We start from the raw sequence: 26356 nt of genomic DNA, 5'->3' as shown, positions 1-26356 counted from the left end.
GAAGGGAGTGTTTATCGTCAGGCAGACGACTATGATCGCCGCATGCCCTACGACCCGTCAGCATTTCCGCCCTTCGCCGTCACCGTGGACCTGGTCGTGCTGACCGTGCGCCGTCATGCCCTGTGCGCGTTGGCGGTGCGCAGGGGTGAGCCGCCGTTCCAGGGGCGCTGGGCGCTTCCCGGCGGCTTCGTACGGGCCGACGAGGATCTGGCTCAGGCCGCGGCGCGCGAGCTGGCCGAGGAGACCGGACTGCGCGCGCACGATCCGGCCGTCCCCGTGCAGGACAACGGGGCACATCTGGAACAGCTCGCGACCTACGGCGACCCCAAACGGGATCCCAGAATGCGTGTCGTCAGCGTCGCCCACCTCGCCCTCGCCCCCGATCTGCCCGCTCCCCGCGCGGGTGGCGACGCCAGCAACGCACGCTGGGCGCCCGTCGAGGAACTGCTGCAACAGAGCGGATACGGCCGGGACGGCGAACCGGTCGCGCCGCTCGCGTTCGACCATGCCCAGATCCTGGCGGACGGCGTGGAACGTGCCCGTTCCAAGATCGAGTACTCGTCGTTGGCCACCGCGTTCTGCCCGCCAGAGTTCACCGTCGGCGAGCTGCGCCGTGTCTACGAGGCGGTGTGGGGTGTCGCGCTCGACCCCCGCAACTTCCACCGCAAGGTGACGGGAACCCCCGGCTTCCTCGTCCCCACCGGGGGGACGACCACCCGTCAGGGCGGCCGTCCCGCGCAGCTCTTTCGGGCAGGCGGCGCCACCCTGCTCAACCCGCCGATGCTGCGCCCCGAGGTGTGACACCGGGGGCGCCGGGCACCGACGGCCGAGCGGCCGTGACCGAACCGCGGACCGGTCTGGGTTCCGAAGGGCGAACAGGGGCCCGATCAGGTTCGTCGGCGGGCCGTCGGAGGATGGCCGGCCGACTGTGGAGCGGGCCTTGTGGTACCCGAAAAACCGGACATAGCGCGCTATCTTGCTACGGGTGATCCAGGCACTCGGACTGACCAGCAACTCCCGCAAGGATCTTCCGCCCGCAGTCGACGACGTCTCCTTCGAGGCGCGCGCAGGCCGTGTCACCGCGCTTCTCGGAGCGGCGGGCGCAGGCAAGACGACGTCGCTCAGGCTGATGCTCGAACTCCAACAGGGCCGTGGCATCACCTATTTCAGAGGCCGCCCCCTGCACCGCATCGCGCACCCCTCGCGCGAAGTCGGCGTGCTTCTGGGTGATGTGCCGGGCCATCCCGCCCGCACCGTGCGCGGTCACCTGCGCATGCTGTGCGCCGCGGCGGGTGTCCCGGTCCGGCGTGCCGACGAAGTCCTCGAGGTGGTCGGCCTCGTCAGCCTGCGGGACGAACGGCTCGGCACCCTCTCGCGCGGCATGGACCGCCGCCTCGGACTGGCCTGCGCCCTGCTGGCAGACCCGCACACCCTCCTGCTCGACGACCCCACCGACGGCCTCTCCGCCCGCGAGAACCAGTGGCTGTACGGCATGCTGCGGGCACACGCCACCCAGGGCGGCACGGTCCTGTTCACCACGGCCGACCCCAAGGAGGCGGCGCGCGCCGCCGACCAGGTGGTCACGCTCGACGCGGGCAGACTCGTCGCCGATCAGGAGGCCGCGGAGTTCGCCCGCACCCGCCTGCGTCCCCGGGTCGCCGTGCGCAGCCCGCACGCCGCCCGCCTCGCGGCCCTGCTCGCCAAGGAGGCCCGCACCGCCCAGCGCTCCGTCGAAGTCGTACGAGAGGGCGGCAATCGTCTGTCCGTGTACGGCAGCACCTGTGCCGGCATCGGCGAGACCGCCTTCCGCCACGGCATCCTCGTCCACCAACTCGCCGACGAGATCGGGGACATGGGCCCGGGTGCGGTGGCGGTCTCCTCGGAAGAGTCACACGCCCCCGGCGGGCCCCACCCGGAGGGTCTGGACCGGGAATCCGGCCCGTCAGAGTTGTCCGGTCCAGCGGGAACGCAGGCCGGTGCGAGCGAGGGTGAAGGGCGCCCTCGGGCGGCCGCTCGCTCCGCCGAAGCCCTCAAGGCCATCGACCACCTGTCCCCGCTTCCACCCCCCATCTCGGTCCGCCCCGCGCCCAGCCCCTTGCGGCCGCTGCGCTACGAGCTGCGTCGCGCCGCCGGGATCGGGACCGGCTTCCTCACCGGCGCCGCCGTCCTTGTCACCTCCGCTCTCACCGCCGTACTCCTGGCACGGATCGGACACACCCCTCAGCCGCGTCTGCTGGCCGCGTGGCCGCGGGAGCTTCCGCTGCCGCCCGCGGCGCTCGGTGCGGGGCTGCTCGGGGCGCTGGCCTTCGGTGATGAGTTCCGCCACCCCGCCCTGGCGGCGGACCGCGGCACGGTGCCCCGCCGACTGGGGCTGCTCGCCGCGAAGCTCGTGGTCGCCGCCGCTACCGCACTGCTGCTGGCCGTCCTCACGGTGGGCTGCGACGCCGAAGTGCTCTACCTCGTCTACGGACGGGAGCTCACGGAAGTTCCGGCCGACTGGTTGTCACTGGGCGCCAGTTGGATCGGGCTCGTGGTCGGCTGTGCGTGGGCCGGTGTGTTGGCCGCGGGAACCTTCCGGTCCACCACGGCCGGACTCGCAGCTGTGGTCGCCGTGCCGGTTCTCGTCGTGCCGCTCGTACACAAGGCCTTGGAGGGGGCGTCCGTGCGGGCGGCGGCCGGACTTCCCGCGCGGCTGCGCGAGGTGTTCCTGCTGCAGTGGCCCTTTGGTGGAGAGCGCTATCTGGCAGCGGTGGCACGGGTGCTCGTCCAACCTGTCGGTGGGGCGCTGACGTTGTCGCTGACCGCTCTGCTCTGCGCATATGTGCTCACGACCCTGCGGAGCAGGGTCCGATGACGACCGTCGGAACCCTTACCGTTCCCGCCATGCGCACAACTCCCCGGGGAACGCCCATTTCTTTCCGATAAGGCGTCAATTGCGACGGGGTGAGCGATCACCCTTTCGTGTGCTTTTCACCAAAGACCTCAAGGGAGTTGGAGACGACGCCGACAAAGGATCCGTGAGTACCCTTGCGCACACCATGATGACCGCCGCCCGCTCCGCAGACTCCGGTCTCGCCGGCCCGGGCGAACTCGACCGCTACCCCTACGCCGAGGCGCCGGCCACCGACCGCGTCGGCGCCCCCTCCTGGGACGGCGCGGACCCGGAGCTGGGCCGTGTGGGCCGACGTACCGCAGGCAACCGCGGGCGCGGGCTGCACGGCCAACTCGTCCAGCAGCTTGGCCAGATGATCGTCTCCGGTGACCTGGGCGCCGACCGTCCGCTGGTGCCCGAGGAGATCGGCCAGCGATTCGAGGTCTCCCGCACCGTAGTCCGCGAGTCGCTCCGCGTCCTGGAGGCCAAGGGTCTGGTCAGCGCCCGCCCGAACGTGGGCACGCGCGTGCGCCCCGTCAGCGACTGGAACCTCCTCGACCCGGACATCATCGAGTGGCGGGCCTTCGGGCCACAGCGCGACGACCAGCGCCGCGAGCTGAGCGAGCTGCGCTGGACCATCGAGCCGCTCGCCGCCCGCCTCGCCGCCGGGCACGGGCGTGAGGACGTCCAGCAGCGACTCGCCGACATGGTCGAGATCATGGGCCATGCCATGGGTCAGGGTGACGCGCTCACCTTCTCCCGTGCCGATGCCGAGTTCCACTCCCTGCTCATCCAGCTCGCGGGCAACCGTATGTTGGAGCACCTCTCGGGGATCGTGTCGGCCGCCCTTCAGGTCTCCGGCAGCCCGGTCACCGGCTGTGACCGACCGACCGAGACCTCGCTGGCGCACCACGGCCGGATCGCCGACGCCCTCGCCACCGGTGACGGTACGGCGGCCGAGGTGGCCATGCGCCAGCTTCTCACCGTTCACCCCGAGGTGGAGCGCGTGGTACCCGCGCCGCGCGAGCACTGACCGCGCACCGACGGCGGCGCGGCCGGCGGTGCCACCCCCCTCCTTTGGCATCGCCCGGCCGGCGAACCGCCTCCCGTCGGACCCCGCAGGATTCTCGAGGAATCCTGCGGGGTCCGACGGTGCGATGTGGCGGCGCGCCCGCCGGAGCGATCAGGTCGAGGCTGCGGCTGACCCCCTCTATCCGGGTCTGATCGGTTTTGATCGCTTACGGGGTGTGACTCGGGCCACGCAGATTGGGCGTAACGCTTGCGGAGACAGCGCGATGACCTAAGAGGTGACAGCCGCGGAGGGAATACGGACGCCGTTCAAGGCGCTGTGCATCTTCCCGGCCCCCGCCCGCACCGTCGGCCCATCCCCAGGCCGGTGGTCGGCTCCTGTCCGCCGTGGACGGGGCCGGAAGCCGTTTTCCAACGTTCCGAGAGGTTGTTCGTGTCGGCCAGCACATCCCGTACGCTCCCGCCGGAGATCGCCGAGTCCGTCTCTGTCATGGCGCTCATTGAGCGGGGAAAGGCTGAGGGGCAGATCGCCGGCGATGACGTGCGTCGGGCCTTCGAAGCTGACCAGATTCCGGCCACTCAGTGGAAGAACGTACTGCGCAGCCTCAACCAGATCCTCGAGGAAGAGGGTGTGACGCTGATGGTCAGTGCCGCGGAGCCCAAGCGCACCCGAAAGAGCGTCGCAGCGAAGAGTCCGGCCAAGCGCACCGCCACCAAGACGGTCGCGGCGAAGACGGTGACCGCCAAGAAGGCCACCGCCACCGCCACGCCGGCGGCACCCGCCGTCGAGCCTGCCGTCGAGGACGAGACGCCCGCGAAGAAGGCCGCCGCCAAGAAGACGACGACCGCCAAGAAGGCGGCCGCGAAGAAGACCGTCGCCACCAAGAAGACGGCGACCAAGAAGACGACCACCGGCAAGGACGACGCCGAGGCCGCCGAGGACGAGGTCCTCGAGGAAGTCAAGCCCGGCGAAGAGGAAGAGGAGGGGGCCGAGAACAAGGGCTTCGTCCTCTCCGACGACGACGAGGACGACGCGCCGGCCCAGCAGGTCGCCGTTGCGGGTGCCACCGCCGACCCCGTCAAGGACTACCTCAAGCAGATTGGTAAGGTCCCGCTGCTCAACGCCGAGCAGGAGGTCGAACTCGCCAAGCGCATCGAGGCCGGTCTGTTCGCCGAGGACAAGCTGGCCAACGCCGACAAGCTCGCTCCGAAGCTCAAGCGCGAGCTGGAGATCATCGCCGAGGACGGTCGCCGCGCCAAGAACCACCTCCTGGAGGCCAACCTCCGTCTGGTGGTCTCCCTGGCCAAGCGCTACACCGGCCGCGGCATGCTGTTCCTGGACCTCATCCAGGAGGGCAACCTCGGTCTCATCCGCGCGGTGGAGAAGTTCGACTACACCAAGGGCTACAAGTTCTCCACGTACGCCACCTGGTGGATTCGTCAGGCGATCACCCGCGCGATGGCCGACCAGGCCCGCACCATCCGTATCCCGGTGCACATGGTCGAGGTCATCAACAAGCTCGCGCGCGTGCAGCGTCAGATGCTCCAGGACCTGGGCCGTGAGCCCACCCCGGAGGAGCTGGCCAAGGAACTCGACATGACCCCCGAGAAGGTCATCGAGGTCCAGAAGTACGGCCGTGAGCCCATCTCGCTGCACACCCCGCTGGGCGAGGACGGTGACAGTGAGTTCGGTGACCTGATCGAGGACTCCGAGGCCGTCGTCCCGGCCGACGCGGTCAGCTTCACGCTCCTGCAGGAGCAGCTGCACTCCGTCCTCGACACCCTGTCCGAGCGCGAGGCGGGCGTCGTCTCCATGCGTTTCGGTCTCACCGACGGTCAGCCGAAGACCCTCGACGAGATCGGCAAGGTGTACGGCGTCACGCGCGAGCGTATCCGTCAGATCGAGTCGAAGACCATGTCCAAGCTGCGCCACCCGTCGCGTTCCCAGGTGCTGCGCGACTACCTCGACTAGGTCGAGGTCGTACGACACGTCGAAGGCCCGGATCACCGAGAGGGATCCGGGCCTTCGTGCTGCGAGCCATGACGCTCTGCATGACTCTGGGTGTCCGATCAACACCCTTGAGTGAGGAGCAGGCATGCGATGTCGCATTGCCCGGGCGCTGGCCCGGCCGCTGGTCCTGGCGGCCGCGGCGGCAGCCATACCACTGATGTCCGCCGCCCCCGCGGCCGCCGACAGCATCGTCGTCGGCGGTTTCCCGGTCGACGTGTCCGAGAGCCCGTGGACGGTGGCGTTGTCCAGCCGTGACCGGTTCGGGGGTACGCGGGCGGGACAGTTCTGCGGCGGTGTGGCGGTCGGCCCGACCACCGTGCTCACGGCGGCCCACTGCCTGGGCGAGGACGTCCTGGGCGCCCCACCGGACCGCATCAGCGACCTCAAGGTGATCGCCGGTCGAACGGCCCTTCTGTCGGACCAGGGCCGAGAGATCCGCGTACGCGACACCTGGGTGAACCCGGACTACGACGGGGCGAGCAACGCGGGGGACTTCGCCGTGCTCAGCCTCACCGAACCGCTGCCACAGGATTCGGTCGTCGGGATGGCGGCTGGTGGTGATCCGGCGTACCGACCGGGGACCAGCGCCTTCGTGTACGGCTGGGGTGACCTCACGGGCGTTGGTGACTACGCGCTCAGCCTGCGGGCGGCACCCGTGCAGGTGCTGTCCGACGCTCTGTGCGAGGAGGCGTACCCGGGCAGTGCCGACGGTACGTACCTCGCCGAGAGCATGCTGTGCGCCGGGGAGGAGGAAGGCGGGCGCGATGCCTGCCAGGGAGACAGCGGTGGGCCGCTGGTCGCCCAGGGGAAGCTGGTCGGGCTCGTGTCCTGGGGGAGCGGCTGCGGTCGTGCGGGCAGTCCTGGTGTCTACACGCGCGTGTCAGACGTCATGCGGACCCTGGGCTGGGGTACGGCCAGAGCACCGCGTACGGGCGTCTGACGGGGGACTGGGGGCCTCATTGGGTACGAGCAAGGGCGGCTACCCCTGGGATCAGGGGCGGCCGCCCTTGGCCGGCCTGTGCCGGTGCTGGCTCGTCGTGGACGCGAGTGTCAGCGCTCTTCTTCGGAGGCGGATGCAGGAGCGGCCGTGAGTCGCTCCGTCTCGTCCTGTATTTCAGCGGCGATCTTCTTGAGTTCCGGCTCGAACTTGCGACCGTGGTGGGCGCAGAAGAGCAGTTCTCCGCCGCTGAGCAGGACGACGCGCACGTACGCCTGGGCTCCGCAGCGGTCGCAGCGGTCAGCGGCCGTCAGCGGGCTCGCGGGGGTCAGAACAGTAGTCACGTCGCCTCTTCTCTAGCTCGACGAGCTGTCGTACCAGGGTCAACATCCAACCAGCCCGAAAACGTTCCCGCTCGGGGCTTTTCCTCGAAAAATCTCTCCGGGGCGGCTGTCTGCTGCCGGTTGGCGGCGAATGTGCCGTATTGCGTGTCTTCAATGCTTACGGGTTCGCGCTGTCGGTCGGTGTCGGTCCTCCCGGCTGGGTTGCCGGTTGTTCATGAGGACGTGCCCGGAGCCTAAATGGTTCATGCCTGGAAGGGAACGTGATATGTACTTCACTCAATCGAGGGATCGAACATGCATGCGACGCTGGACTAGTCTGAGTTTGAGACGAGGGTGGCGTTACATCGGCTCTACCAGGCCTCTGTACCCTCGGAGCGGCAACCGAAGCCGCGCCCTTACCCATGAGGGCCCCACTTGAAATTCAGCGAGGAGCGAACCGCGTGACCGCCGAGACGTCCGTGCCGTCCACAGCTCTGCTGGCAGGAGCAGACCGGGACGGTTCCAACTACACCGCGCGGCACCTGCTCGTCCTCGAGGGGCTCGAGGCAGTGCGCAAGCGCCCAGGAATGTATATCGGCTCGACCGACAGTCGTGGCCTGATGCACTGCCTGTGGGAGATCATCGACAACTCCGTCGACGAGGCTCTCGGAGGCTACTGCGACCACATCGAGGTGATCCTCCACGACGACGGCTCGGTGGAGGTCCGCGACAACGGCCGCGGCATCCCGGTCGACGTCGAGCCCAAGACCGGCCTCTCCGGCGTCGAGGTCGTCATGACCAAGCTGCACGCCGGCGGCAAGTTCGGCGGCGGCTCGTACGCCGCGTCCGGCGGTCTGCACGGCGTCGGCGCCTCCGTGGTGAACGCGCTGTCCGCGCGGCTGGACGTCGAGGTGGACCGCAGCGGCCACACCCACGCCATCAGCTTCCGGCGAGGCGTTCCCGGCGGCTTCGCCGCGATGGGCCCGGACGCCAAGTTCGAGGCGGGGGGTCTGCGCAAGGCCAAGAGGATCCCCAGGACCCGTACCGGCACGAGGGTGCGGTACTGGGCCGACCGCCAGATCTTCCTCAAGGACGCCAAGCTCTCCCTGGAGCACCTGCACCAGCGCGCCCGCCAGACTGCCTTCCTGGTCCCCGGCCTGACCATCGTCGTCCGCGACGAGTACGGCCTGGGCGAGGGCGGCAGCAAGGGTGAGGAGTCCTTCCGCTTCGACGGTGGTATCAGCGAGTTCTGCGAGTACCTGGCCACCGACAAGCCGGTCTGCGACGTCCTCCGCTTGTCCGGCCAGGGCACCTTCAAGGAGACCGTCCCCGTCCTGGACGACCACGGTCAGATGACGCCCACCGAGGTCACCCGTGAGCTCGGCGTGGATGTCGCACTGCGCTGGGGGACCGGCTACGACACGACCCTGAAGTCGTTCGTCAACATCATCGCCACCCCCAAGGGCGGCACCCATGTCGCGGGCTTCGAGCAGGCCGTCGTCAAGACGATGAACGAGGTGCTTCGCACCAAGAAGCTGCTGCGCGTCGCCGAGGACGACATCGTCAAGGACGACGCCCTGGAGGGCCTCACCGCGGTCGTCACCGTCCGTCTCGCGGAGCCCCAGTTCGAGGGGCAGACCAAGGAGGTCCTCGGCACCTCGGCGGCCCGCCGCATCGTGAACACGGTGATCTCCAAGGAGCTCAAGGCGTTCCTCACCTCCACGAAGCGGGACGCGGCGGCCCAGGCCCGCGTCGTCATGGAGAAGGCCGTTGCCGCCGCCCGTACGAGGATCGCCGCACGTCAGCACAAGGACGCGCAGCGCCGGAAGACGGCCTTGGAGTCCTCTTCGCTGCCCGCCAAGCTCGCCGACTGCCGCAGCGACGACGTGGAGCGCAGCGAGCTGTTCATCGTCGAGGGAGACTCCGCGCTCGGTACCGCCAAGCTCGCCCGGAACTCCGAGTTCCAAGCGCTGCTGCCGATCCGCGGCAAGATCCTCAACGTCCAGAAGTCGTCCGTCACGGACATGCTCAAGAACGCCGAGTGCGGCGCGATCATCCAGGTCATAGGAGCGGGTTCGGGTCGCACGTTCGACATCGATGCGGCCCGCTACGGCAAGATCATCATGATGACCGACGCCGATGTGGACGGCTCCCACATCCGGACCCTGCTGCTGACGCTGTTCCACCGCTACATGCGGCCCATGGTCGAGGCGGGCCGGGTGTTCGCGGCGGTTCCACCACTGCACCGCGTCGAGCTGATCCAGCCGAAGAAGGGCCAGGACAAGTACGTCTACACGTACTCGGACCGCGAGCTTCGCGACAAGCTCCTGGAGTTCCAGAGCAAGGGGGTCCGGTACAAGGACTCCATCCAGCGGTACAAGGGTCTCGGCGAGATGGATGCGGACCAGCTGGCCGAGACCACCATGGACCCGCGCCACCGCACTCTGCGCCGGATCAACCTCTCCGATCTGGACTCCGCCGAGCAGGTGTTCGACCTGCTGATGGGTAACGACGTGGCACCGCGCAAGGAGTTCATCTCCAACTCGGCGGCGACGTTGGACCGGTCGCGCATCGACGCGTAGCCGCTGCGCTGGGCTTGGGCCGGTGAGACGGGGGCCGAGCCCAGGCGGGCGGGCAGGCCGTGGTCGGCTGGGCCGGCAGATGTGAGATGCACGGGGCCGGGTGGTCCGGGTGGTCCCGGTGGTGCGCCTCGGGGCGTGCGGCCTGGGCCGCCAGGCTGGAGTGACTGCGGCTCTGGCGCCGGGGCGGCGCGAGGAGTTGGCTTGCCCGGTCGGGGGTGACGTGGGCGGACCAGGTCCGGCTGGAATGGGATGTGTGGTTCCGGTCTGGTCAGGGTGAGATTTTCAGCCACGATCGGGCGGGTGCGGGTGCGGGTGCGGGTGCGGGTGCGTGTCTTGCCGACTGTGTCGTTCGACTGCGGGGGCCATTCAACTGCGGGGGCCGTTCGACTGTGAGGCTCACGGCTTCGCCACCGGTGTATCGACCCTGCCCCGCCAGGCTGGCCCAGACCGGCCGTCGGGGCCGTCGGGGCCGTCGGGGCCGTCGGGGCGGGGCTTGGGTGCCCGACTCGGTTCGCAATCCCGGCGTATGGCACGACGCGCAGTGTGCAGAGGCAGGCGCGGCCGGACGGCGGCCATGGCCGTGCCGATCGCGGCGGCTTGCACGGGCCCGCGAGTCCGGCGGGCGGTCGAGCCCGATGTGTGCGCGAAGCCGCGCGGACTCCGAGGCAGGGAGGGCCACCTGGCGGTGTCTCCACCCGCGGGTGGACGTCAGCGGTCGTCGGGGATCCACCCATGATCCACCCCGGGTCCGATCTGTCGACCTGCGCAAATACGTAGCGTCGAAGGCGTCGGCAGCGCTCGCTGTCGATCTCGCCCTTCCCCGCTACGGAGGCTCCGATGCCCGGGCTCGTCGACGCGTTGATGATCGTGGCCGTGGTCGTCCTGGTGGCCGTCCGGCAGTTCCGCCCTGGACGGATCGACACCCAGCGGCGATGGTGGCTCCTGCCCGCGGTCCTGGCCGTCGTCGCGCTCCGCGAGCCGCACATGGTCGACGCCCACCACCCCGCGGCATCGGTCGCCCTGCTCGTCGCCGAATTGATCACGGGCCTCGGCATCGGAGCCGGCTGGGCCCGGACCACCCGAATATGGGTGGAGCCGAACGGCGCGGTGTGGAGCAAGAGCACCACGGCGAGCGGAGTGGTCTGGGTCGTCGGCATCGGATTGCGGGTCGGCCTCTTCGCGCTCGGTGCGGCGCTCGGCATTCACCAGGACTCCTCCGCCCTGCTGCTCGCCCTGGCGGCCACGCTTCTGGTCCGCTCCGGGATACTCGCCCGGCGGGCCCAGTCCCTCCACCCGGCTGCCGTTCCCGATACGGCGTACGGTGACCGAATGTCCCCGCCCGCGTGGAAGGAACGGGTGTGACGGAGACGGAGAACGTCTGGACACGCTGGCCCTCCCGGGAGGCACTCGGGCGCGGGGCGGCCTCGGGCCCTCGGCGTCTGATCGGGTGGGTGACACGGAGCCTGGTGCTGGGCATGCTCCTGTGGGGCGTCTTCACGAGCAGCCAGGTGCACGGCTGGGGTGCGGTCGGGGCAGCGGCGGCCGTCCTGCTGGCGGCGTTCGTGGCCTGGGCCCTCTACCGCACCACCCTCGCGCACCGGCTCTGGCCCTCCCTGGCTCTCACCACCGTGCTCCTGGGGGTCGCGGTGGTTGCCCAGACCGCCGACTTCAGGGTTCCCGCCCTCGTCCTGTGGTGCGGGTGTGCCGTCACCGCCCTGGAGCGGCTGCCTCTTGTGGCCGCCCTGCCGGTGACCGCGGTCGCCCTCACCTCGTACGCCGCGGTCAATGACGACCCCTGGCTGACCACGGCGGTCACGACAGCGGGGCTCGCCCTCGCCGGATACGTCCTGCGGCTGGACGCCGAGGCCCGTGGCAACGCCCAGCGGCTGCTCGACCAGGAGCGTGCCGCGCGGGCGGCCGAGGCGGAGTCGGCGGCACTCGCGGAGCGGGCGCGTATCGCACGGGAGATTCATGACGCGCTGGCCCACAGCCTCTCGGCGCAACTCGTGCACCTGGAGGCGGCCCGGCTGCTGATCGAGGGAGGGGCTGACCGGGAGCAGATTCTCGAGCGGGTGGTGGCGGCGCGGGGAATGGCCCGCGACGGCCTCGCCGAGACCCGGCAGTCGCTGTCGGCCCTGCGTGGCGAGTTGACCCCGCTGGAGGACTTCCTGTCCCAGCTCGTCGGTACGGCCGACGGCGCCGAGGCCACCATTTCGGGTGAGCGCAGACCTCTGCCGGCCGAGGCGTCGCAGGCCGTGCGGAGGGTCGCTCAGGAGGCCCTGACCAACGTCCGCAAGCATGCGCCGGGGGCGAAGGTGCAGGTGAGGCTGGAGTACGGCGAGCATCAGGTGACGCTGGTCGTGCGGGACTCGGGCGGCTCGCCGGGCGAACTCGGCGGGAGCGGCGCCGGGTACGGTCTGCTGGGCATGCGGGAGCGTGCCGAGCTGCTGGGCGGCTCGCTGGAGGCCGGGCCGGGCGAGGAGGGGTTCGTGGTGATGTTGCAGGTGCCCGTATGACAGCGGGGCCGGGGGAGAAGGCGGCCCGGGTGCTGGTCGTGGACGACCAGACCGTGGTCCGCGAGGGCATTGTGATGCTGCTGGGGCTGCTGCCCGGAATCGAGGTCATCGGAGCCGCGGGGGATGGCGACGAGGCGGTGAAGCTCGTTGCCGAACTCGCCCCGGACGTGGTGCTGATGGATCTGCGCATGCCCCGCTGCGACGGGGTCGAGGCGACCCGTCGTATCCGGGCTGAGCACCCCGGGACGCAGGTCGTGGTGCTGACGACGTACGCGGACGACGAGTCGCTGTTCCCGGCGCTGCGAGCGGGGGCGCGTGGCTATCTGACCAAGGATGCGGGGGGTGAGGAGATCGTGCGGGCCGTGCGGAGTGTGCTGTCCGGGGACGCGGGGCTGGCGCCGAGCATCCAACGGCGGCTGTTGGAGAGGCTGTCGGAGCCCGAGCCGGCATCGGTGGTGCCCGTCGGGGCGTCGGACGGGCTCACTGTCCGGGAGACCGAGGTGGTGGTGCTGATCGCCGAGGGTCTCAACAATCAGGAGATCGCCCGTCGGTTGCACGTCTCCACGGCGACGGTGAAGACCCACATCAACAACCTCTTCGCCAAGACGGGTCTCAAGGACCGTGCGCAGGCGGTGCGTTACGCGTACGGGAAGGGGCTTGTACGGCCACCGAGGGGGTGAGTCACCTGATGGGGTGAAGAGCGCGGGGAAGAAGAGTCGGGGATCTTCCCGTTCTGTCCATCCTTGGGCATGCAGTCAAGCAACGGTCGCTCCCGCGGAGGCGGCGGTGGTGCCGAGAGTTCGGTCGACAACCACGAGAGTCATGTTCCGGTGCCCGCCGGCGGGCCCGGACAGGTGAGGTACGACGACCCCTGGTACGACGCACTGGCCTCCGGCTGGGGCGAGTCGGGTGGTGCCGGCGCGCCCGTGCCCGCGGTTTCGCAGGCGCCGCGCGAGGAGGAGGCCCCAGCTGTCGCGGCGGCCGAGGTGTACCTGGAAGTGCAGCGCAGTGCGGCCTTTCAGGAGGTGCGCAGTCGATACCGGCGATTCGTGGTGCCGGCGGTCGTTGTGTTCTTCCTCTGGTACCTCGCCTATGTCGTGACCGCGACGACGGCACCCGGGCTGATGGCACGTCCCGTGGCGGGTGCTGTGAACGTGGCGATGCTGGCGGGCCTGGGGCAGTTCCTCACGACCTTCCTGTTCACCTGGGCCTATGCGCGGCACGCGCGGCTGCGCCGGGACCGGGCCGCGCTCGAACTGCGGTGGGACACCCAGGAACTGACACGCGGCATCCGGGGCGGTGTGTCGTGACGGGGGACCATCAGACGCTGGCGTTGCTTCTGTTCAGTGTGTTCGTCGCCGTGACGCTGGGGATCACGACATGGGTGAGCCGTCACCGGCACGGCTCGGCGGAGGAGTTCTACGCGGGGGGCCGGCTCTTCTCCCCGATGGAGAATGGTTTTGCCATCGCGGGTGACTACATGTCGGCCGCCTCGTTCCTCGGTATCTCCGGACTGATCGCCCTCTACGGCTACGACGGGCTGCTGTACTCGGTGGGCTTTCTCGTGGCCTGGCTCGTCGTGCTGTTCCTCGTCGCCGAACTGGTGCGCAACTGCGGGCGGTTCACGCTCGCCGACGTGGTCGCGGCGCGGATGAGCGAGCGGCCCGTGCGGATCGCGGCGGGAACCTCCTCGGTCACCGTGTCCGTTCTGTATCTGGTGGCGCAGATGGTGGGAGCGGGCAGTCTGGTCGCGCTGCTGCTCGGAGGCACCAGCGGGGCGGCGCGGACCTGGACGGTCATCGGGGTCGGCGCGCTCATGGTGATCTATGTGTCGTTTGGAGGGATGCGGGCCACCACCTGGATCCAGATCGTGAAGGCGGTCCTGCTGCTGGCCGGCACCGTCACGCTGACCGTGCTCGTCCTGGTGCGGTTCCACGGCGACTTCGACCAACTGCTGCGCACGGCGGCGGAGCGCAGTGGTCACGGTGAGAGCTTCCTGGCACCCGGTCTGAGGTACGGCGGGGACTGGACCGCCCGCTTCGACTTCATCAGCCTGGGACTCGCGCTGGTGCTGGGCACGGCCGGGCTGCCGCACATCCTGTCCCGCTTCTACACCGTGCCCACCGCGCGGGCCGCCCGGCGCTCGGTCGTCTGGTCGATCGGGCTCATCGGCGGTTTCTACCTGATGACGATCGTCCTCGGGTTCGGCGCGGCGGCGATCGTGGGGCCGGAGGCGGTACGGGGATCCAACGCGGCCGGGAACACGGCGGTTCCGCTGCTGGCACTCGACCTGGGCGGCGGCGCGGACTCGACGGGAGGAACGGTTCTCTTCGCGATCGTGGCCGCCGTCGCCTTCGCCACGATCCTCGCTGTGGTCGCCGGGATCACGCTCGCCTCCTCCGCGTCCGTCGCCCACGACCTGTACGCCTCACTGCGGCGTCCCCATGCCAAGCCGCGCAGCGAAGTGGCCGTCGCCCGCGCCGCGGCCGTCGGCATCGGGGTGGTCGCGATCGCCCTCGGTCTGCTGGCACGCGATCTGAACGTGGCGTTCCTCGTGGGACTCGCGTTCGCCGTCGCCGCGTCCGCCAATCTGCCGGTGCTGCTCTACTCGCTGTTCTGGCGCGGCTTCACCACGCGCGGCGCCGTGTGGGCCGTCTACGGCGGGCTGATCCCGGCCGTCGTGCTCGTGGTGCTGTCGCCGGTGGTGTCCGGCAGCCCCGAGTCACTGTTCCCGGGCGTCGACTTCCAGTTCTTCCCGCTGCAGAACCCCGGCCTCGTCTCGATCCCGCTGGGCTTCGTCGCGGGCTGGCTCGGCACGGTCACCTCGGCGGAACTGCCCGACGAGGCCAAACACGCGGAGACCGAGGTGCGATCGCTGACCGGAGCGGGGGCCGTGTAAGGGGCGGCGCTGTCACCGTCGTACGGCAGGGGCTCACCCGGATGCAGCGGTCGCACCCACCGGCCGGCCCTCAGCCGCGGTTGCACCCACCGGCCGGCCCTCAGCCGTGGGTCGCCCACACATAGCGGTGCTCCGGGCGGCCCGCGTCGCCGTACTTGAGGGTGAGTCTGGCCCGCCCCGTGCGCTCCAGGAGCTTCAGATAGCGCTGGGCGGTCTGGCGGCTCACTCCGGTGCGTTCGGCGATCTCCTGGGCCGACAGGGGGCCTTCGGCGTTCATCAGGGAGCGTCGTACGAGTTCCGCGGTGGTGGGGGAGTGGCCCTTGGGGAGGGTGGGCTCCGACGGTGTGGACAGGGCGCCGAAGATGCGGTCGACCTCGGCCTGTTCGGCCTCGCCGCCGCCTTCGAGGGTGCGGCGCAGCTGCGCGTATGCCTCCAGTTTGGCGCGCAGGCCCGCGAAGGCGAACGGCTTGACCAGGTACTGCAGCGCGCCCTGTCGCATCGCGGCCTGTACGGTCGAGACGTCCCGCGCCGCCGTCACCATGATCACATCGGTCTGGTGGCCACGTCGGCGCATTTCCTGGACGACCGTGAGGCCCGTCTCGTCGGGCAGGTAGTGGTCCAGGAGGATCAGGTCCACCTGGGGCAGCGCCTCCAACTGGCTCAGCGCCTCGGCCGCGCTGTGCGCCTCGCCGGCCACATGGAAGCCCGGGACCTTCTCGACGTAGGCGGCGTTGACCCGCGCGACCCGGATGTCGTCGTCCACGACCAGGACCTCGATCATCGCGACTCCTCCTCGGTGGCGGACGGCTGGGCCTGCGGCGCCGTGAGGGCCGGTTCCGGCTCGGCCAGGGCGTCGGGCAGGACGACCGTGAACTCCGCGCCCCCGCCGCCCGCCTCGCCGACCCTGGCGCTGCCACCCTGGCGTTCGGCGAGCCTGCGCACAAGGGAGAGCCCGATGCCGCGGTTCCGGTGGGCCGGCGGCTTCTTCGTGGACCAGCCCTCGGTGAAGACCAGCTCGCGGTGCTCCACCGGGACTCCGGGCCCCGTGTCGCGCACCCTGAGGACGGCGGTACGCCCCTCCGCGCGCAACTCGACCTCCACGCGCGCGTGCGGCGTGCCCGCGACGGCGTCCAGCGCGTTGTCGACCAGGTTGCCGAGGATGGTGACCAGCCCACCCGGGTCGACCAGCCGGTCCGGGAGCCGGGTCCGGTCCGAGACCCACAGGGCGACCCCGCGCTCGGCCGCGACGGTCGCCTTGCCGACCAGCAGAGCGGCGAGCAGGGGGTCCTGGATCTTCTCGGTGACCTGTTCGGCGGTGGCGCGGTGGTCGCCGACGACCTCGCCGACGAAGTCCACGGCGTCGTCGTACATCTCCAGTTCGAGCAGTCCGAGGAGCGTGTGCATGCGGTTGGCGTGCTCGTGGTCCTGGGCGCGCAGCGCGTCGATCAGCCCCTGCGTGGAGTCGAGTTCCCGGCCCAACTGCTCCAGTTCGGTGCGGTCGCGCAGGGTGGCGACGGCGCCGCCGTCGTCGGTGGGCATGCGGTTGGCGACCAGCACCCGCTGGCCACGTACGGTGAGCAGGTCGGTGCCCGTCACCCGGCCGGCGAGCACGTCGGCCGTACGGCCCTCGCCGAGCGCCTCGTCCGGGGAGCGGCCGACGGCCTCGTCGCCGATGCCCAGCAGGCGCTGCGCCTCGTCGTTGAGCAGGCGCACGCGGCCGGTGCGGTCCAGGGCGACGACGCCCTCCCGGATGCCGTGCAGCATGGCCTCGCGCTCCGCGAGCAGGCCCGAGATGTCCGAGAAGGCCAGGTCCCGGGTCTGCCGATGGACCCGGCGGGAGATGAGCCAGGCGGCCAGCGCACCGACGGCCAGGGCGCCGCCGGCGTACGCGAACAGCCCCGGGATCGCGTGGATCAGCCGCGCGCGCACGCTGTCGTACGCGATGCCGACCGAGACGGCGCCGACGATGTCGCCGTCGCTGTCGCGCAGCGGCACCTTGCCGCGGGCGGAGCGGCCCAGGGTGCCACTGTCGATCTCCATGACCTCCTTGCCGGCGAGAGCCTGGCCGGGGTCGGTCGAGACGGTCCTGCCGACCTGGTCGGGGGTGGGGTGCGACCAGCGCACGCCCCGCCAGTCCATCACCACGACGTACTCGGCCCTGGTGGTCTCGCGGATCCGCTCCGCCGCCCTCTGGACGGGCCCGTCGGCTGTCGGAGGCGTGTTCTTGACCTCTTCGGCGATCCGCGGCTCGGCGGCGGTGGTCTGCGCGATCGCGAGCGCACGGCGCATCGCCTGGTCGTCCAGCTGGTCGCTGAGCGGCGCGAGGAAGAGTCCGGTCGCGAGCACCGCGACGCCCGCGGCGATCGCCAGCTGCATCAGCAGCACCTGCGAGAACACGCGCCGCGGCAGGCCGAGGCGCAGGCGGCGGGCGGGGGAAGTGCGGCTCATACCCATGACGGTACGTGGGTGGGTCTTGGCTGCCGCAGGGGGTGTGGCGTGGATTACTTGATCAATATGTGAGACGCCTGGATGACGTATGTGGTGCGACAGGGCTCGGTGAAGTCGGTGCGTGTGCCCTCAGCTCGCGAGCGCCGTCGCCGCCGTCAGCTCGCGCACCGCGACCACGTCCATGCGCGCGGGCGAGCCGAGCACCGACGCTCCGCAGCTCTCCGCGCGGGCCGGCAGGGACGCGCTCTGGGCCACCACGACACGCCAGCGGCGTCCGTCGGCGTGGGCGACGGTCACCTCCCAGCGCGGCGCCGCGCCTTCCGTGCGGACGACGGCGAGGGCGTCCGCCGCGTACTCGCCCGTGGCCGAGCGCACGGCCAGTTCGGCCGCCTGGCCGGGCCGCTCCCAGGCCGAGTTCCCGCGGCACCCCTCCACGACGATCCGCCCCTCCTGGACGCTGTGCAGGATCTCCTTGACGGCATGGGCCTCGGCCCGGCCGTAGGCGTATCCGTACGGCAGGACGAGGAGTGTCGGCGAGAAGCGATGACCACCCAGATGGGTGACTTCCCAGGTGCCCCCGACGCCGGACGCGGCCAGCTCGGCGGCCAGCGGGCGGCCGAGGAGCGCGCAGCAGCGGTCGCGCTTGCCGTTGGTGCATACGAGGGCGAGCGGCTCGCCGGTGTGCGGCCGCCCGTCGAGCGCCGTGTCGAAACTGCTGTGGTCGCCCGTGCCGAGCGCGGCGAAGTCGAGGTCGAGCAGTTCCCGCGGGTCGCGGGTGGTGGCGGAGCGCAGCCACGCGTTGCCGGGCAGGGTGTGCGCGGCGTACACGTGACGCGTGGTCGGCGTGCCGCTGTCGGCGTGCCGCCCGGGGCGGCGGATCAGCGCGACGCGTACGTCCGTGCCCTTCGCGGCCGCTTCCAGGGCACGTCCCAGTGCGGGGTCCAGGTGGCTCGAGGTGAGCGCCTTGGCACCCCAGGGGCCGGGCTGCTCCAGCAGCAGCCAGGTCCTCGCTGTGGCCGCGGTCCCGGAAATGGGCTCGTCGAGCTCCTGGGAGACGGTTGAGCACGTACTCACAGAGGTGAGCCTAACCTGACTTGAGGCAGGGTGACTTCCGGACCCGGGTGTGGCCTACTCCGGGAGGGGTTGCGGCGGCCTGGGACCGACGTAGTGGCCGCTGGGGCGCATCCGCAGGGGGCGCTCCCCGTACTCCTCCAGGGCGTGGGCGATCCAGCCCGCCGTTCGGGCCACCGCGAAGATCGTCTCGGCCGCCGTGGCGGGCATGCCGGAGGAGGCGGTGAGGACGGCGAGGGCCAGGTCGACATTGGCGTGCAGGGGGGCGTGGCGGGCGGTGGTGGCCACGATGTCGTGGGCGGCGGCGAGGGCGGGCTCGGCCCCGGGGATCTGCTCCAGCAGGCCGAACAGGGCACGCGCGCGTGGGTCCTCGCCGGGGTAGAGGCGATGGCCCAGCCCCGGAATACGGCGGCCGGCCCGCAGTTCGTCCGCGATCACGGGGACCGCGCTGCCCTGGTCGAGCACGTCGAGCAGCAGCTTGTGGGCCAGCCCGCCGGCCGCGCCGTGCAGGGGCCCCTCGATCACGCCGAGCCCGGCGGAGACGGCCGCGTAGGGGTGCGCTCGGGCCGACGCGGCGACACGGACGGCGAGGGTCGACGCGGCGAGGTCGTGGTCGGCGAGGAGGGCGAGCGCGGTGTCCAGGGCGCGCAGAGAGGCATCGTCGGCGGGCCGGCCGCTGAGCCGTGTCCACAGCCGGTGGGCGAGGGGGCCGCCGTCGTCCCGGTCGTGCAGGACCGGCGGCAGGGCGGCGACCAGTGTGGGGATGAGCACGCGCGCCGTGCCGAGCACGGCTTCCTCGGAGAGGTCGAAGCGCAGCGGATCCGCGGCCGAGGCGGCGATCGCCGCGACCCGCAACCGGTCGGTGGGAGCGGCGTGCTCGGGCAGCGCGTTCACGGCACGGCGGGCGACGGCGACGGCGGCCTCGGGCGCCGTGAAGGTGGCGCCGGGTCGGGGCCGACCTGTCCACAGCCACTCGGCGACCTCTTCGTAGGAGTGCCGTGCGGCCAGTTCGATGGCGTCGACGCCCCGGAAGTAGTACCGGTCCGCCTCGATCAACGTGATGCGTGTCCGTACGGACAGTTCGCCTCCGGAGCCGGAACTCCCGCCGCCGTCCCGCCTGTTGCGCCGGGCGAGCGCCTCCACCTCCTTGGCGTCGAAGGTGCTGCCCCGGCCGCCGGGCACGCGTCGGCTGGAGAGCTGGCCGCGGCTCACGTAGGCGTACACGGTCTCGGGCTTCACGCCGAGCAGCTCGGCGGCCTCCTTGGTGCTCAGCCGCTGTCCGGCGGGGCCGGGGAGGGGTTCTTGATCGCGCATAGGACGTCACCGTATCCGCAGCTCGGTTCATTGATCGGATATTGATCACTCGTATTGATTCAATCAATATTGACAGGAAATCAGTCAAGCATGGACAGTCAAATCAATTCGAGGGAGGAATCATGTCCGTCAACAGGTCAGCGGCCGCTCTGGTCGACGTACCGCGGGGACTCGCGGGCGTCGTCGTCACCGACACCGAGATCGGTGACGTACGGGGACGCGAGGGCTTTTACCACTACCGCCAGTACTCGGCCGTCGAACTCGCGCAGACCCGCAGCTTCGAGGACGTCTGGCATCTGCTGATCCACGGCGCACTGCCGGACGCGGAACGCGGCGCCGCCTTCGCCGCCGAGACCGCCGCGCTGCGGCGGCTGCCCGACGAGGTGCTGGCCGCGCTGCCCGCCATCGCCGCGGCCGGCGCGGGCTCCGGCCCGCTCGCCGGGATGCGGACCGCGCTGTCGCTGCTCGGCTCGGCGAAGGGCTTCCGCCCGGTGTACGACCTCGCCCCGGACCGACGTCGCCAGGACACCGTCGTCGCGGCGGCGGCCGTACCGACGCTGCTCACCGCGCTGCACAGACTGGGCGCGGGGCTGGAGCCGGTGGAGCCGCGCGAGGACCTGTCGTACGCGGCGAACTACCTCTACATGCTGACGGGTTCGGAGCCGGAGTCGGCGCGGGCCCGGGCGGTGGAGCAGTACTTGATTTCAACCATTGATCACGGCTTCAACGCATCAACCTTCACGGCCCGGGTCATCGCTTCGACCGGTGCCGATGTGGCGGCGTGTCTCGTGGGGGCGGTGGGGGCGTTGTCCGGACCCCTGCACGGGGGTGCGCCCAGTCGTGCGCTGGACACCCTGGACGCGATCGGGACGCCCGACCGCATCGACTCCTGGATTCGCGAGCGGGTCCTGGCCGGTGACCGCATCATGGGCTTCGGTCATGCGATCTACCGCACGGAGGATCCCCGGTCCCGGATGCTCCGCGAGGTCTGCCGGCGGTTCGGCGGTCCGCGCGTCGACTTCGCCGTCGAGGTCGAGCGCCACGTCGAGCGGATCCTCGCCGAACTGAAGCCGGGCCGGGAACTCCACACCAACGTCGAGTTCTACGCGGGCGTGGTCATGGAACTGTGCGGGCTGCCACGCGAGATGTTCACGCCGACGTTCGCGGCGGCGCGCGTGGTGGGCTGGAGCGCCAACATCCTGGAACAGGCGGCGGACTCGAAGATCATCAGGCCGGTGGCGCGGTATGTGGGGCCCAGGGCGCCGGTGGTGGTGCCTTCGGCGCCCTGACATACGTGTGGCCTGGTGCCGTTCTGGCGCCAGGCCTCATCGGTGATGATCGAGCAGGTACGGGGTGACGAACTGCTCGCCGGGTCGATGCCCAGGTCGCTCAGCGGTTATGTGCGGCCGGGGAAGCTTCGCGGGACGCGTGTGGGTGAGAGGGGGCTCGCTCGGCGTCAGACGTCGGGGATGTCCGCCTTGGCGCGAATCAGGGTCTCTCTGCTGATGATGACGATGCGCTCATAGTCGGCGCGGGCTGCATCGGCGGGGAGTTCACGCTCCAGTGCCTCGGTTGCCTCGGTGCCGATGACGGCGAAGTTGCCGTCGCTGAGTTCGAACAGGTCCGGGCAGGTAGCTCCTGAACTACTGCCTCGGGCGCTGGGAGGCACACCGATGCGGCGCACGATCTTCAAAGGTACCGGTCCTTACGAAAAGGTCTGGGCATAGTGGTGGGGAGCAGGTTACTGGTGTTTCTGAGTCCCCTGTGGCCGGACCGCAAGAAAATCACTCGGTCGGCGGATCACCGACGACCCACCACTCGTCCGTGTCGGATTCGTCGAAGTCCCGGACGAGGCCATCGACCATGTGCCCCAACTGCGCTTCCACGGACGACTCGTCCAGGCTGGCGCGCATGTGCCTCGATGCCTCCCAGTACTCACGGAAGACCGGACTCTGGAAGAACTCCCGCAGGCGCGTGTACAGCTCCTCCCGGCCCAGGAGTTCCGCCTGGTAGAGGTGGTAGAGGTAGGCGTACCAGGCGTTGGCGTAGAAGAACTGACGGCGCCGCTCCGCCGGGATGCTCTTGTCGTAGGAGTCGATCACCGCGGCGAGAGAGGGATCGTCGATCGCCCTCGCCAGCAACTCCCAGTGCATGCGCTGCTGATGGGCCAGAGCCTTGCGCCGGATCGCCAACTCCTCGAGTTCCAGCCTCCTATCGTGCCGACGTGCCTTCTCCAACCACCATTGACGCGCTGCCACCGTCATGGTGGCGGTGGCAGCCAGGAGAGTGAGCGCGGCAGGGCCCAGCCTCCCCGCGGTGTGCTTCCGTGTGGCCATGTCAACCCCCGAATCAGGCGGCCGTCCGCCGGTCGTCGGGGTGCGGGTCGACGGAGGGGACCGGCGAGCGGTGGGCAGCGCTTGCCGTCTCCCAGAATGCCGAGCGGCTCTGATCGGCGGGGAGGCGGAGAGGAGGCGCACGGAGGGAAGCGAGGGTCGCACAATCCGGCGCCTTCCCCAACGTCTGCCCCGCAAGGACTGCTAACAATCGTTCACTCAGCGGCGATTCTTGCGGCTCGTATCCTGGGTGGGCATTCAATCCTTGGACGTGCGCAGGGGGTCGGACCGGCGTACGCGGTGGCGTGAGAGAGGTAGCGCGTTGAGTCGGAGCTCGCACCAGATCCCGGTCGTCGTGCTCGCCGGATTCCTCGGTTCCGGCAAGACCACGCTGCTCAACCATCTCCTCCACCGCAGCGGGGGCAGCCGTATCGGTGCCGTCGTCAACGACTTCGGGTCCATCGAGATCGACGCGATGGCCGTCGCGGGCGCCCTAGGCGACTCCACGGTCTCCCTCGGGAACGGGTGTCTGTGCTGTGCCGTGGACGCCAGTGAGCTGGACGAGTACCTGGAGCGGCTGGCCCGGCCGTCCCTCGGCATCGACGTCATCGTGATCGAGGCCAGCGGACTCGCCGAACCCCAGGAACTCGTGCGCATGGTGCTCGCCAGTGAACATCCGGGGATCGTGTACGGCGGGCTGGTCGAGGTCGTCGACGCCGCCGAGTTCGACGCCACCCGCGCACGGCATCCCGAGATCGACCGGCACCTCGGCCTCGCCGACCTCGTCGTCGTCAACAAGCTCGACCGGGCCGCCGACGGCGAGCGGGTCCTCGATCTGGTCCGGTCCCTCGTCGACCGGGCCGCCGTCGTGCCCGCCCGCTACGGCCGCGTCGACCCCGAGTTCCTCTTCGACTGCCGGCCCAGCGAGGAACGTATCGGGCAGCTGTCCTTCGACGACCTGCACGACCACGCGGGCGGGGACGGCCACGACCAGCACCTGCACAGCGGCTACGACAGTGTGGCCTTCGTCTCCGAAGTGCCGCTCGACCCGCGCCGGTTGATGCAGTTCCTCGACAGCAGGCCCGAGGGGCTGTACCGGATCAAGGGCTACGTCGACTTCGGGCCGAACGACTCCGGGAACCGTTATGCAGTGCATGCCGTCGGGCGGTTCCTGCGTTTCTATCCGGAGCCCTGGACACCCGCCGAGGCCCGCCTCACCCAACTGGTGCTCATCGGCTCCGGTATCGACGCGTCCGCCCTCGGCAAAGAGCTTCAGGCGTGCAAGAGCGACGCCCCACACGCCGACGAGCACGGCATGTGGGGCGTTCTGCGCTACGTACAGGAGCCGGAGGAAGAGGCCCCGGAGGAGCCTTAGACCGGTCCGGCCACCACCGACACCGTCTTCGGCAGCGACACACCCGAGCCGTCGCGGCGCGGGTCCATCTCCGGGAGGTCGGCCGGGGTGCCGTTCTTCTGTGCCGCCTTCGCCGGGACGGGGCCCGCCCAGGCCAGGGACAGGCAGTCCTCGCCCTTGAGGAAGCGCTGGCAGCGGACGCCGCCGGTGGCCCGGCCCTTGCGCGGATATTGGTCGAACGGGGTCAGCTTGGCCGTCGTCTGGACGGAGTCGTCCAGGGTGCCGCGCGAGCCCGCGACCGTGAACACCACCGCGTCCGCGGCGGGATCGACGGCCGTGAAGGAGATCACCTTCGCGCCCTCGGTGAGCTTGATGCCTGTCATGCCGCCGGCCGGGCGGCCCTGGGGGCGGACCTGGGAGGCCTGGTAGCGCAGCAGTTGCGCGTCGTCCGTGATGAAGACCAGGTCCTCCTCGCCGGTGCGCAGCTCCACCGCGCCGACGATCCGGTCGCCCTCCTTGAGGGTGATGACCTCCAGCTCGCCCTTGTTGGTCGGATAGTCGGGCACCACGCGCTTGACGATGCCCTGAGCGGTGCCGATCGCCAGACCGGGTGAGGACTCGTCGAGCGTGGTCAGGCAGATCACCGTCTCGTCCCCCTCCAGGGAGACGAACTCCGCCACCGGGGCGCCGCCCGAGAGGTTCGGCGTGGCCGCGGTGTCCGGGAGCTGGGGCAGGTCGACGACGTTCACCCGCAGCAGGCGTCCGGAGGACGTGACCACGCCTACCTCGCCGCGCGCGGTGGCCGGCACCGCCGAGACGATCACGTCGTGCTTGGTGCGCCGGGCCTCGGCGTCCTCCGGGAACGGCTCGCCGTTCGCCGTACGGGCCAGCAGGCCCGTGGAGGACAGGAGCACGCGGCACGGGTCGTCGGCCACCTGGAGGGGCACGGCGGCCGCCGGGGAGCCCGCCGACTCCAGCAGGACCGTACGCCGCTCGGTGCCGAACTTCTTCGCCACCGCGGCGAGTTCGGCGGAGACCAGCTTGCGCAGCTCGGAGTCCGAGTCGAGGATCCGGGTCAGCTCCGCGATCTCCGCGTTCAGCCGCTCCTTCTCCGACTCCAGCTCGATGCGGTCGAACCTGGTGAGGCGGCGCAGCGGCGTGTCCAGGATGTACTGCGTCTGGATCTCGCTCAGCGAGAAGCGTTCGATCAGGCGCTGCTTGGCCTGCGCGGAGTTGTCGCTGGAGCGGATGAGGCGGATGACCTCGTCGATGTCCACCAGCGCGGTGAGCAGGCCCTCGACCAGGTGCAGACGGTCCCGCTTCTTGGTGCGGCGGAACTCGCTGCGGCGGCGCACGACCTCGAAGCGGTGGTCGAGGTAGACCTCCAGGAGCTCCTTGAGGCCGAGCGTGAGGGGCTGGCCGTCCACCAGCGCCACGTTGTTGACGCCGAAGGACTCCTCCATGGGCGTCAGCTTGTAGAGCTGCTCCAGGACGGCCTCCGGCACGAAGCCGTTCTTGATCTCGATGACCAGGCGCAGGCCGTGCGCCCGGTCGGTGAGGTCCTTGACGTCCGCGATGCCCTGCAGTTTCTTCGAGCCGACCAGGTCCTTGATCTTGGCGATGACCTTCTCGGGACCGACCGTGAAGGGCAGCTCGGTGACGATCAGGCCCTTGCGGCGCGCCGTCACGTTGTCAACGGCCACCGTCGCGCGGATCTTGAACGTGCCGCGGCCCGTCTCGTACGCGTCCCGGATGCCGGAGAGGCCGACGATCCGGCCGCCGGTGGGCAGGTCGGGGCCCGGGACGTGCCGCATCAGGGCTTCGAGGTCCGCGTTCGGGTAGCGGATCAGGTGACGGGCGGCCGCGATGACCTCGGCCAGGTTGTGCGGCGGCATGTTCGTGGCCATGCCGACCGCGATGCCCGAGGCCCCGTTGACCAGGAGGTTCGGGAAGGCGGCCGGCAGCGCCACCGGCTCCTGCTCCTGGCCGTCGTAGTTGGGGTTGAAGTCGACCGTGTCCTCGTCGATCGACTCGGTCATCAGGCTCGTCGCCTCGGCCTGGCGGCACTCGGTGTACCGCATGGCGGCCGGCGGGTCGTCATTGCCCAGCGAGCCGAAGTTGCCGTGGCCGTCGACCAGCGGGACGCGCATGGAGAAGGGCTGGGCCATGCGCACCAGGGCGTCGTAGATCGACGCGTCGCCGTGCGGGTGCAGCTTGCCCATGACCTCGCCGACGACCCGGGCGCACTTCACATAGCCGCGATCGGGGCGCAGGCCCATCTCGTTCATCTGGTAGACGATGCGGCGGTGCACCGGCTTGAGGCCGTCGCGGGCGTCCGGCAGGGCGCGGGAGTAGATGACCGAGTACGCGTACTCGAGGAAGGAGCCCTGCATCTCGTCGACGACGTCGATGTCGAGGATCTTCTCCTCGTACGAGTCGTCGGGCGGCGGGGTCTTCGTGCTGCGGCGGGCCATCGCTGCCGGCTCCTCCTGTTTCTGGTAGTTCGCCTACGGGACGCTCAGGTCGGTCTCGGGAACCCGATCGTGCTCAGCCCTTCGGGCCTCAGCGCGCTCGACCTCTCGACACCGCCGCGTCCCTTCGGCTCACTCGTGCTGAAGCGTGAACGGGATCTGACGCGGACCATTGTGGACCGCGGCACTGACAGTG

General features: G+C 70.3%; 21 protein-coding genes. 13 read left to right on the top strand and 8 right to left on the bottom strand.

Features of this window, described 5'->3' with window-relative positions:
• Nucleotides 1–42 precede the first annotated feature (42 nt).
• The 5 genes from OG252_RS15315 to OG252_RS15295 all read left to right on the top strand — a co-directional run bounded on the left by OG252_RS15315 (nt 43) and on the right by OG252_RS15295 (nt 6852).
• Nucleotides 43–801: an NUDIX hydrolase gene (locus OG252_RS15315; protein ID WP_266432903.1), complete on the top strand. Its 759-nt coding sequence runs from the start codon at nt 43–45 to the stop codon at nt 799–801.
• Nucleotides 802–985: 184 nt separating this feature from the next.
• Nucleotides 986–2854: an ATP-binding cassette domain-containing protein gene (locus OG252_RS15310; protein WP_329336663.1), complete on the top strand. Its 1869-nt coding sequence runs from the start codon at nt 986–988 to the stop codon at nt 2852–2854.
• A gap of 163 nt (nt 2855–3017) precedes the next feature.
• Nucleotides 3018–3905, top strand: a complete 888-nt coding sequence (locus OG252_RS15305; protein WP_266432899.1) for a FadR/GntR family transcriptional regulator — start codon at nt 3018–3020, stop codon at nt 3903–3905.
• Between the two features lie 429 nt (nt 3906–4334).
• Nucleotides 4335–5873: an RNA polymerase sigma factor gene (locus tag OG252_RS15300; protein ID WP_266432898.1), complete on the top strand. Its 1539-nt coding sequence runs from the start codon at nt 4335–4337 to the stop codon at nt 5871–5873.
• Nucleotides 5874–5997: 124 nt separating this feature from the next.
• On the top strand, nt 5998–6852 hold the full coding sequence (locus OG252_RS15295; protein ID WP_266432896.1) for a serine protease: 855 nt from the start codon (nt 5998–6000) through the stop codon (nt 6850–6852).
• 110 nt (nt 6853–6962) lie between these two features.
• On the opposite strand, the gene OG252_RS15290 is transcribed toward OG252_RS15295, so the two are convergent.
• Nucleotides 6963–7193 carry a DUF7455 domain-containing protein gene (locus tag OG252_RS15290; RefSeq protein ID WP_053749190.1) on the bottom strand — a complete coding sequence of 77 codons (231 nt, stop codon included), beginning with the start codon at nt 7191–7193 and terminating at the stop codon, nt 6963–6965.
• Between the two features lie 440 nt (nt 7194–7633).
• Here OG252_RS15290 and OG252_RS15285 point away from each other — a divergent pair, with 440 nt between their 5' ends.
• The 6 genes from OG252_RS15285 to OG252_RS15260 all read left to right on the top strand — a co-directional run bounded on the left by OG252_RS15285 (nt 7634) and on the right by OG252_RS15260 (nt 15169).
• Nucleotides 7634–9754 (top strand): DNA gyrase/topoisomerase IV subunit B, encoded by a 2121-nt coding sequence (locus OG252_RS15285; RefSeq protein WP_266432890.1) that lies wholly within the window; start codon nt 7634–7636, stop codon nt 9752–9754.
• Nucleotides 9755–10591: 837 nt separating this feature from the next.
• On the top strand, nt 10592–11116 hold the full coding sequence (locus tag OG252_RS15280) for a DUF1453 domain-containing protein (RefSeq protein ID WP_266432888.1): 525 nt from the start codon (nt 10592–10594) through the stop codon (nt 11114–11116).
• Nucleotides 11117–11205: 89 nt separating this feature from the next.
• Complete coding sequence (locus OG252_RS15275) at nt 11206–12270, top strand: sensor histidine kinase (RefSeq protein ID WP_266432886.1); 1065 nt, start codon at nt 11206–11208, stop codon at nt 12268–12270.
• Complete coding sequence (locus tag OG252_RS15270) at nt 12267–12950, top strand: response regulator transcription factor (protein ID WP_266432885.1); 684 nt, start codon at nt 12267–12269, stop codon at nt 12948–12950. The genes OG252_RS15275 and OG252_RS15270 overlap by 4 nt, the downstream gene beginning before the upstream one ends.
• 69 nt (nt 12951–13019) lie before the next feature.
• The gene (locus OG252_RS15265; RefSeq protein ID WP_266432883.1) at nt 13020–13580 is read left to right on the top strand and encodes a DUF485 domain-containing protein; all 561 of its coding nucleotides are present in this window, start codon (nt 13020–13022) and stop codon (nt 13578–13580) included.
• Nucleotides 13577–15169 (top strand): solute symporter family protein, encoded by a 1593-nt coding sequence (locus tag OG252_RS15260; protein WP_266432881.1) that lies wholly within the window; start codon nt 13577–13579, stop codon nt 15167–15169. Before OG252_RS15265 ends, OG252_RS15260 begins: the two co-directional genes overlap by 4 nt.
• A gap of 100 nt (nt 15170–15269) precedes the next feature.
• Here the strand turns inward: OG252_RS15260 and OG252_RS15255 are convergent, their stop codons facing one another.
• The 4 genes from OG252_RS15255 to OG252_RS15240 form a co-directional block, all read right to left on the bottom strand.
• Entirely contained in the window at nt 15270–15950 is a 681-nt protein-coding gene (locus OG252_RS15255; RefSeq protein WP_266432879.1) for a response regulator, read from the bottom strand.
• Nucleotides 15947–17617 carry an ATP-binding protein gene (locus OG252_RS15250; protein WP_266432877.1) on the bottom strand — a complete coding sequence of 557 codons (1671 nt, stop codon included), beginning with the start codon at nt 17615–17617 and terminating at the stop codon, nt 15947–15949. Before OG252_RS15250 ends, OG252_RS15255 begins: the two co-directional genes overlap by 4 nt.
• Before the next feature lie 129 nt (nt 17618–17746).
• Nucleotides 17747–18691, bottom strand: coding sequence for a sucrase ferredoxin (locus OG252_RS15245; protein WP_266432875.1), 945 nt, complete (start codon nt 18689–18691; stop codon nt 17747–17749).
• 54 nt (nt 18692–18745) lie between these two features.
• On the bottom strand, nt 18746–20002 hold the full coding sequence (locus tag OG252_RS15240; protein WP_329336651.1) for a citrate synthase: 1257 nt from the start codon (nt 20000–20002) through the stop codon (nt 18746–18748).
• Nucleotides 20003–20124: 122 nt separating this feature from the next.
• On the opposite strand from OG252_RS15240, the gene OG252_RS15235 reads away from it, so the two are divergent.
• Nucleotides 20125–21291 (top strand): citrate synthase/methylcitrate synthase, encoded by a 1167-nt coding sequence (locus tag OG252_RS15235; protein ID WP_266432871.1) that lies wholly within the window; start codon nt 20125–20127, stop codon nt 21289–21291.
• Between the two features lie 167 nt (nt 21292–21458).
• On the opposite strand, the gene OG252_RS15230 is transcribed toward OG252_RS15235, so the two are convergent.
• Both OG252_RS15230 and OG252_RS15225 read right to left on the bottom strand, forming a co-directional pair.
• Nucleotides 21459–21695: a hypothetical protein gene (locus OG252_RS15230; RefSeq protein WP_266432869.1), complete on the bottom strand. Its 237-nt coding sequence runs from the start codon at nt 21693–21695 to the stop codon at nt 21459–21461.
• Between the two features lie 91 nt (nt 21696–21786).
• Nucleotides 21787–22338 carry a DUF6082 family protein gene (locus tag OG252_RS15225; protein ID WP_266432867.1) on the bottom strand — a complete coding sequence of 184 codons (552 nt, stop codon included), beginning with the start codon at nt 22336–22338 and terminating at the stop codon, nt 21787–21789.
• 319 nt (nt 22339–22657) lie between these two features.
• Between OG252_RS15225 and OG252_RS15220 the strand changes: the two genes are divergently transcribed.
• Entirely contained in the window at nt 22658–23710 is a 1053-nt protein-coding gene (locus OG252_RS15220; RefSeq protein ID WP_329336646.1) for a CobW family GTP-binding protein, read from the top strand.
• Here OG252_RS15220 and OG252_RS15215 read toward each other — a convergent pair.
• Nucleotides 23707–26163 carry a DNA gyrase/topoisomerase IV subunit A gene (locus OG252_RS15215; RefSeq protein WP_329336644.1) on the bottom strand — a complete coding sequence of 819 codons (2457 nt, stop codon included), beginning with the start codon at nt 26161–26163 and terminating at the stop codon, nt 23707–23709. The genes OG252_RS15220 and OG252_RS15215 overlap by 4 nt on opposite strands.
• Between the last annotated feature and the right edge of the window lie 193 nt (nt 26164–26356).

Source organism: Streptomyces sp. NBC_01352, assembly GCF_036237295.1.
Lineage (GTDB): Bacteria > Actinomycetota > Actinomycetes > Streptomycetales > Streptomycetaceae > Streptomyces > Streptomyces plumbiresistens.
This window is presented reverse-complemented; position numbering and strand designations above follow the sequence as displayed.

What these genes read in the sequence shown, in the direction of transcription:
- OG252_RS15315 (WP_266432903.1), top strand. Translation starts at nt 43, where the DNA reads ATGCCCTACGACCCGTCAGCATTTCCGCCCTTCGCCGTCACCGTGGAC.
- OG252_RS15295 (WP_266432896.1), top strand. Translation starts at nt 5,998, where the DNA reads ATGCGATGTCGCATTGCCCGGGCGCTGGCCCGGCCGCTGGTCCTGGCG.
- OG252_RS15280 (WP_266432888.1), top strand. Translation starts at nt 10,592, where the DNA reads ATGCCCGGGCTCGTCGACGCGTTGATGATCGTGGCCGTGGTCGTCCTG.
- OG252_RS15270 (WP_266432885.1), top strand. Translation starts at nt 12,267, where the DNA reads ATGACAGCGGGGCCGGGGGAGAAGGCGGCCCGGGTGCTGGTCGTGGAC.
- OG252_RS15265 (WP_266432883.1), top strand. Translation starts at nt 13,020, where the DNA reads ATGCAGTCAAGCAACGGTCGCTCCCGCGGAGGCGGCGGTGGTGCCGAG.
- OG252_RS15255 (WP_266432879.1), bottom strand. Translation starts at nt 15,950, where the DNA reads ATGATCGAGGTCCTGGTCGTGGACGACGACATCCGGGTCGCGCGGGTC.
- OG252_RS15250 (WP_266432877.1), bottom strand. Translation starts at nt 17,617, where the DNA reads ATGAGCCGCACTTCCCCCGCCCGCCGCCTGCGCCTCGGCCTGCCGCGG.
- OG252_RS15240 (WP_329336651.1), bottom strand. Translation starts at nt 20,002, where the DNA reads ATGCGCGATCAAGAACCCCTCCCCGGCCCCGCCGGACAGCGGCTGAGC.
- OG252_RS15235 (WP_266432871.1), top strand. Translation starts at nt 20,125, where the DNA reads ATGTCCGTCAACAGGTCAGCGGCCGCTCTGGTCGACGTACCGCGGGGA.
- OG252_RS15225 (WP_266432867.1), bottom strand. Translation starts at nt 22,338, where the DNA reads ATGGCCACACGGAAGCACACCGCGGGGAGGCTGGGCCCTGCCGCGCTC.
- OG252_RS15215 (WP_329336644.1), bottom strand. Translation starts at nt 26,163, where the DNA reads ATGGCCCGCCGCAGCACGAAGACCCCGCCGCCCGACGACTCGTACGAG.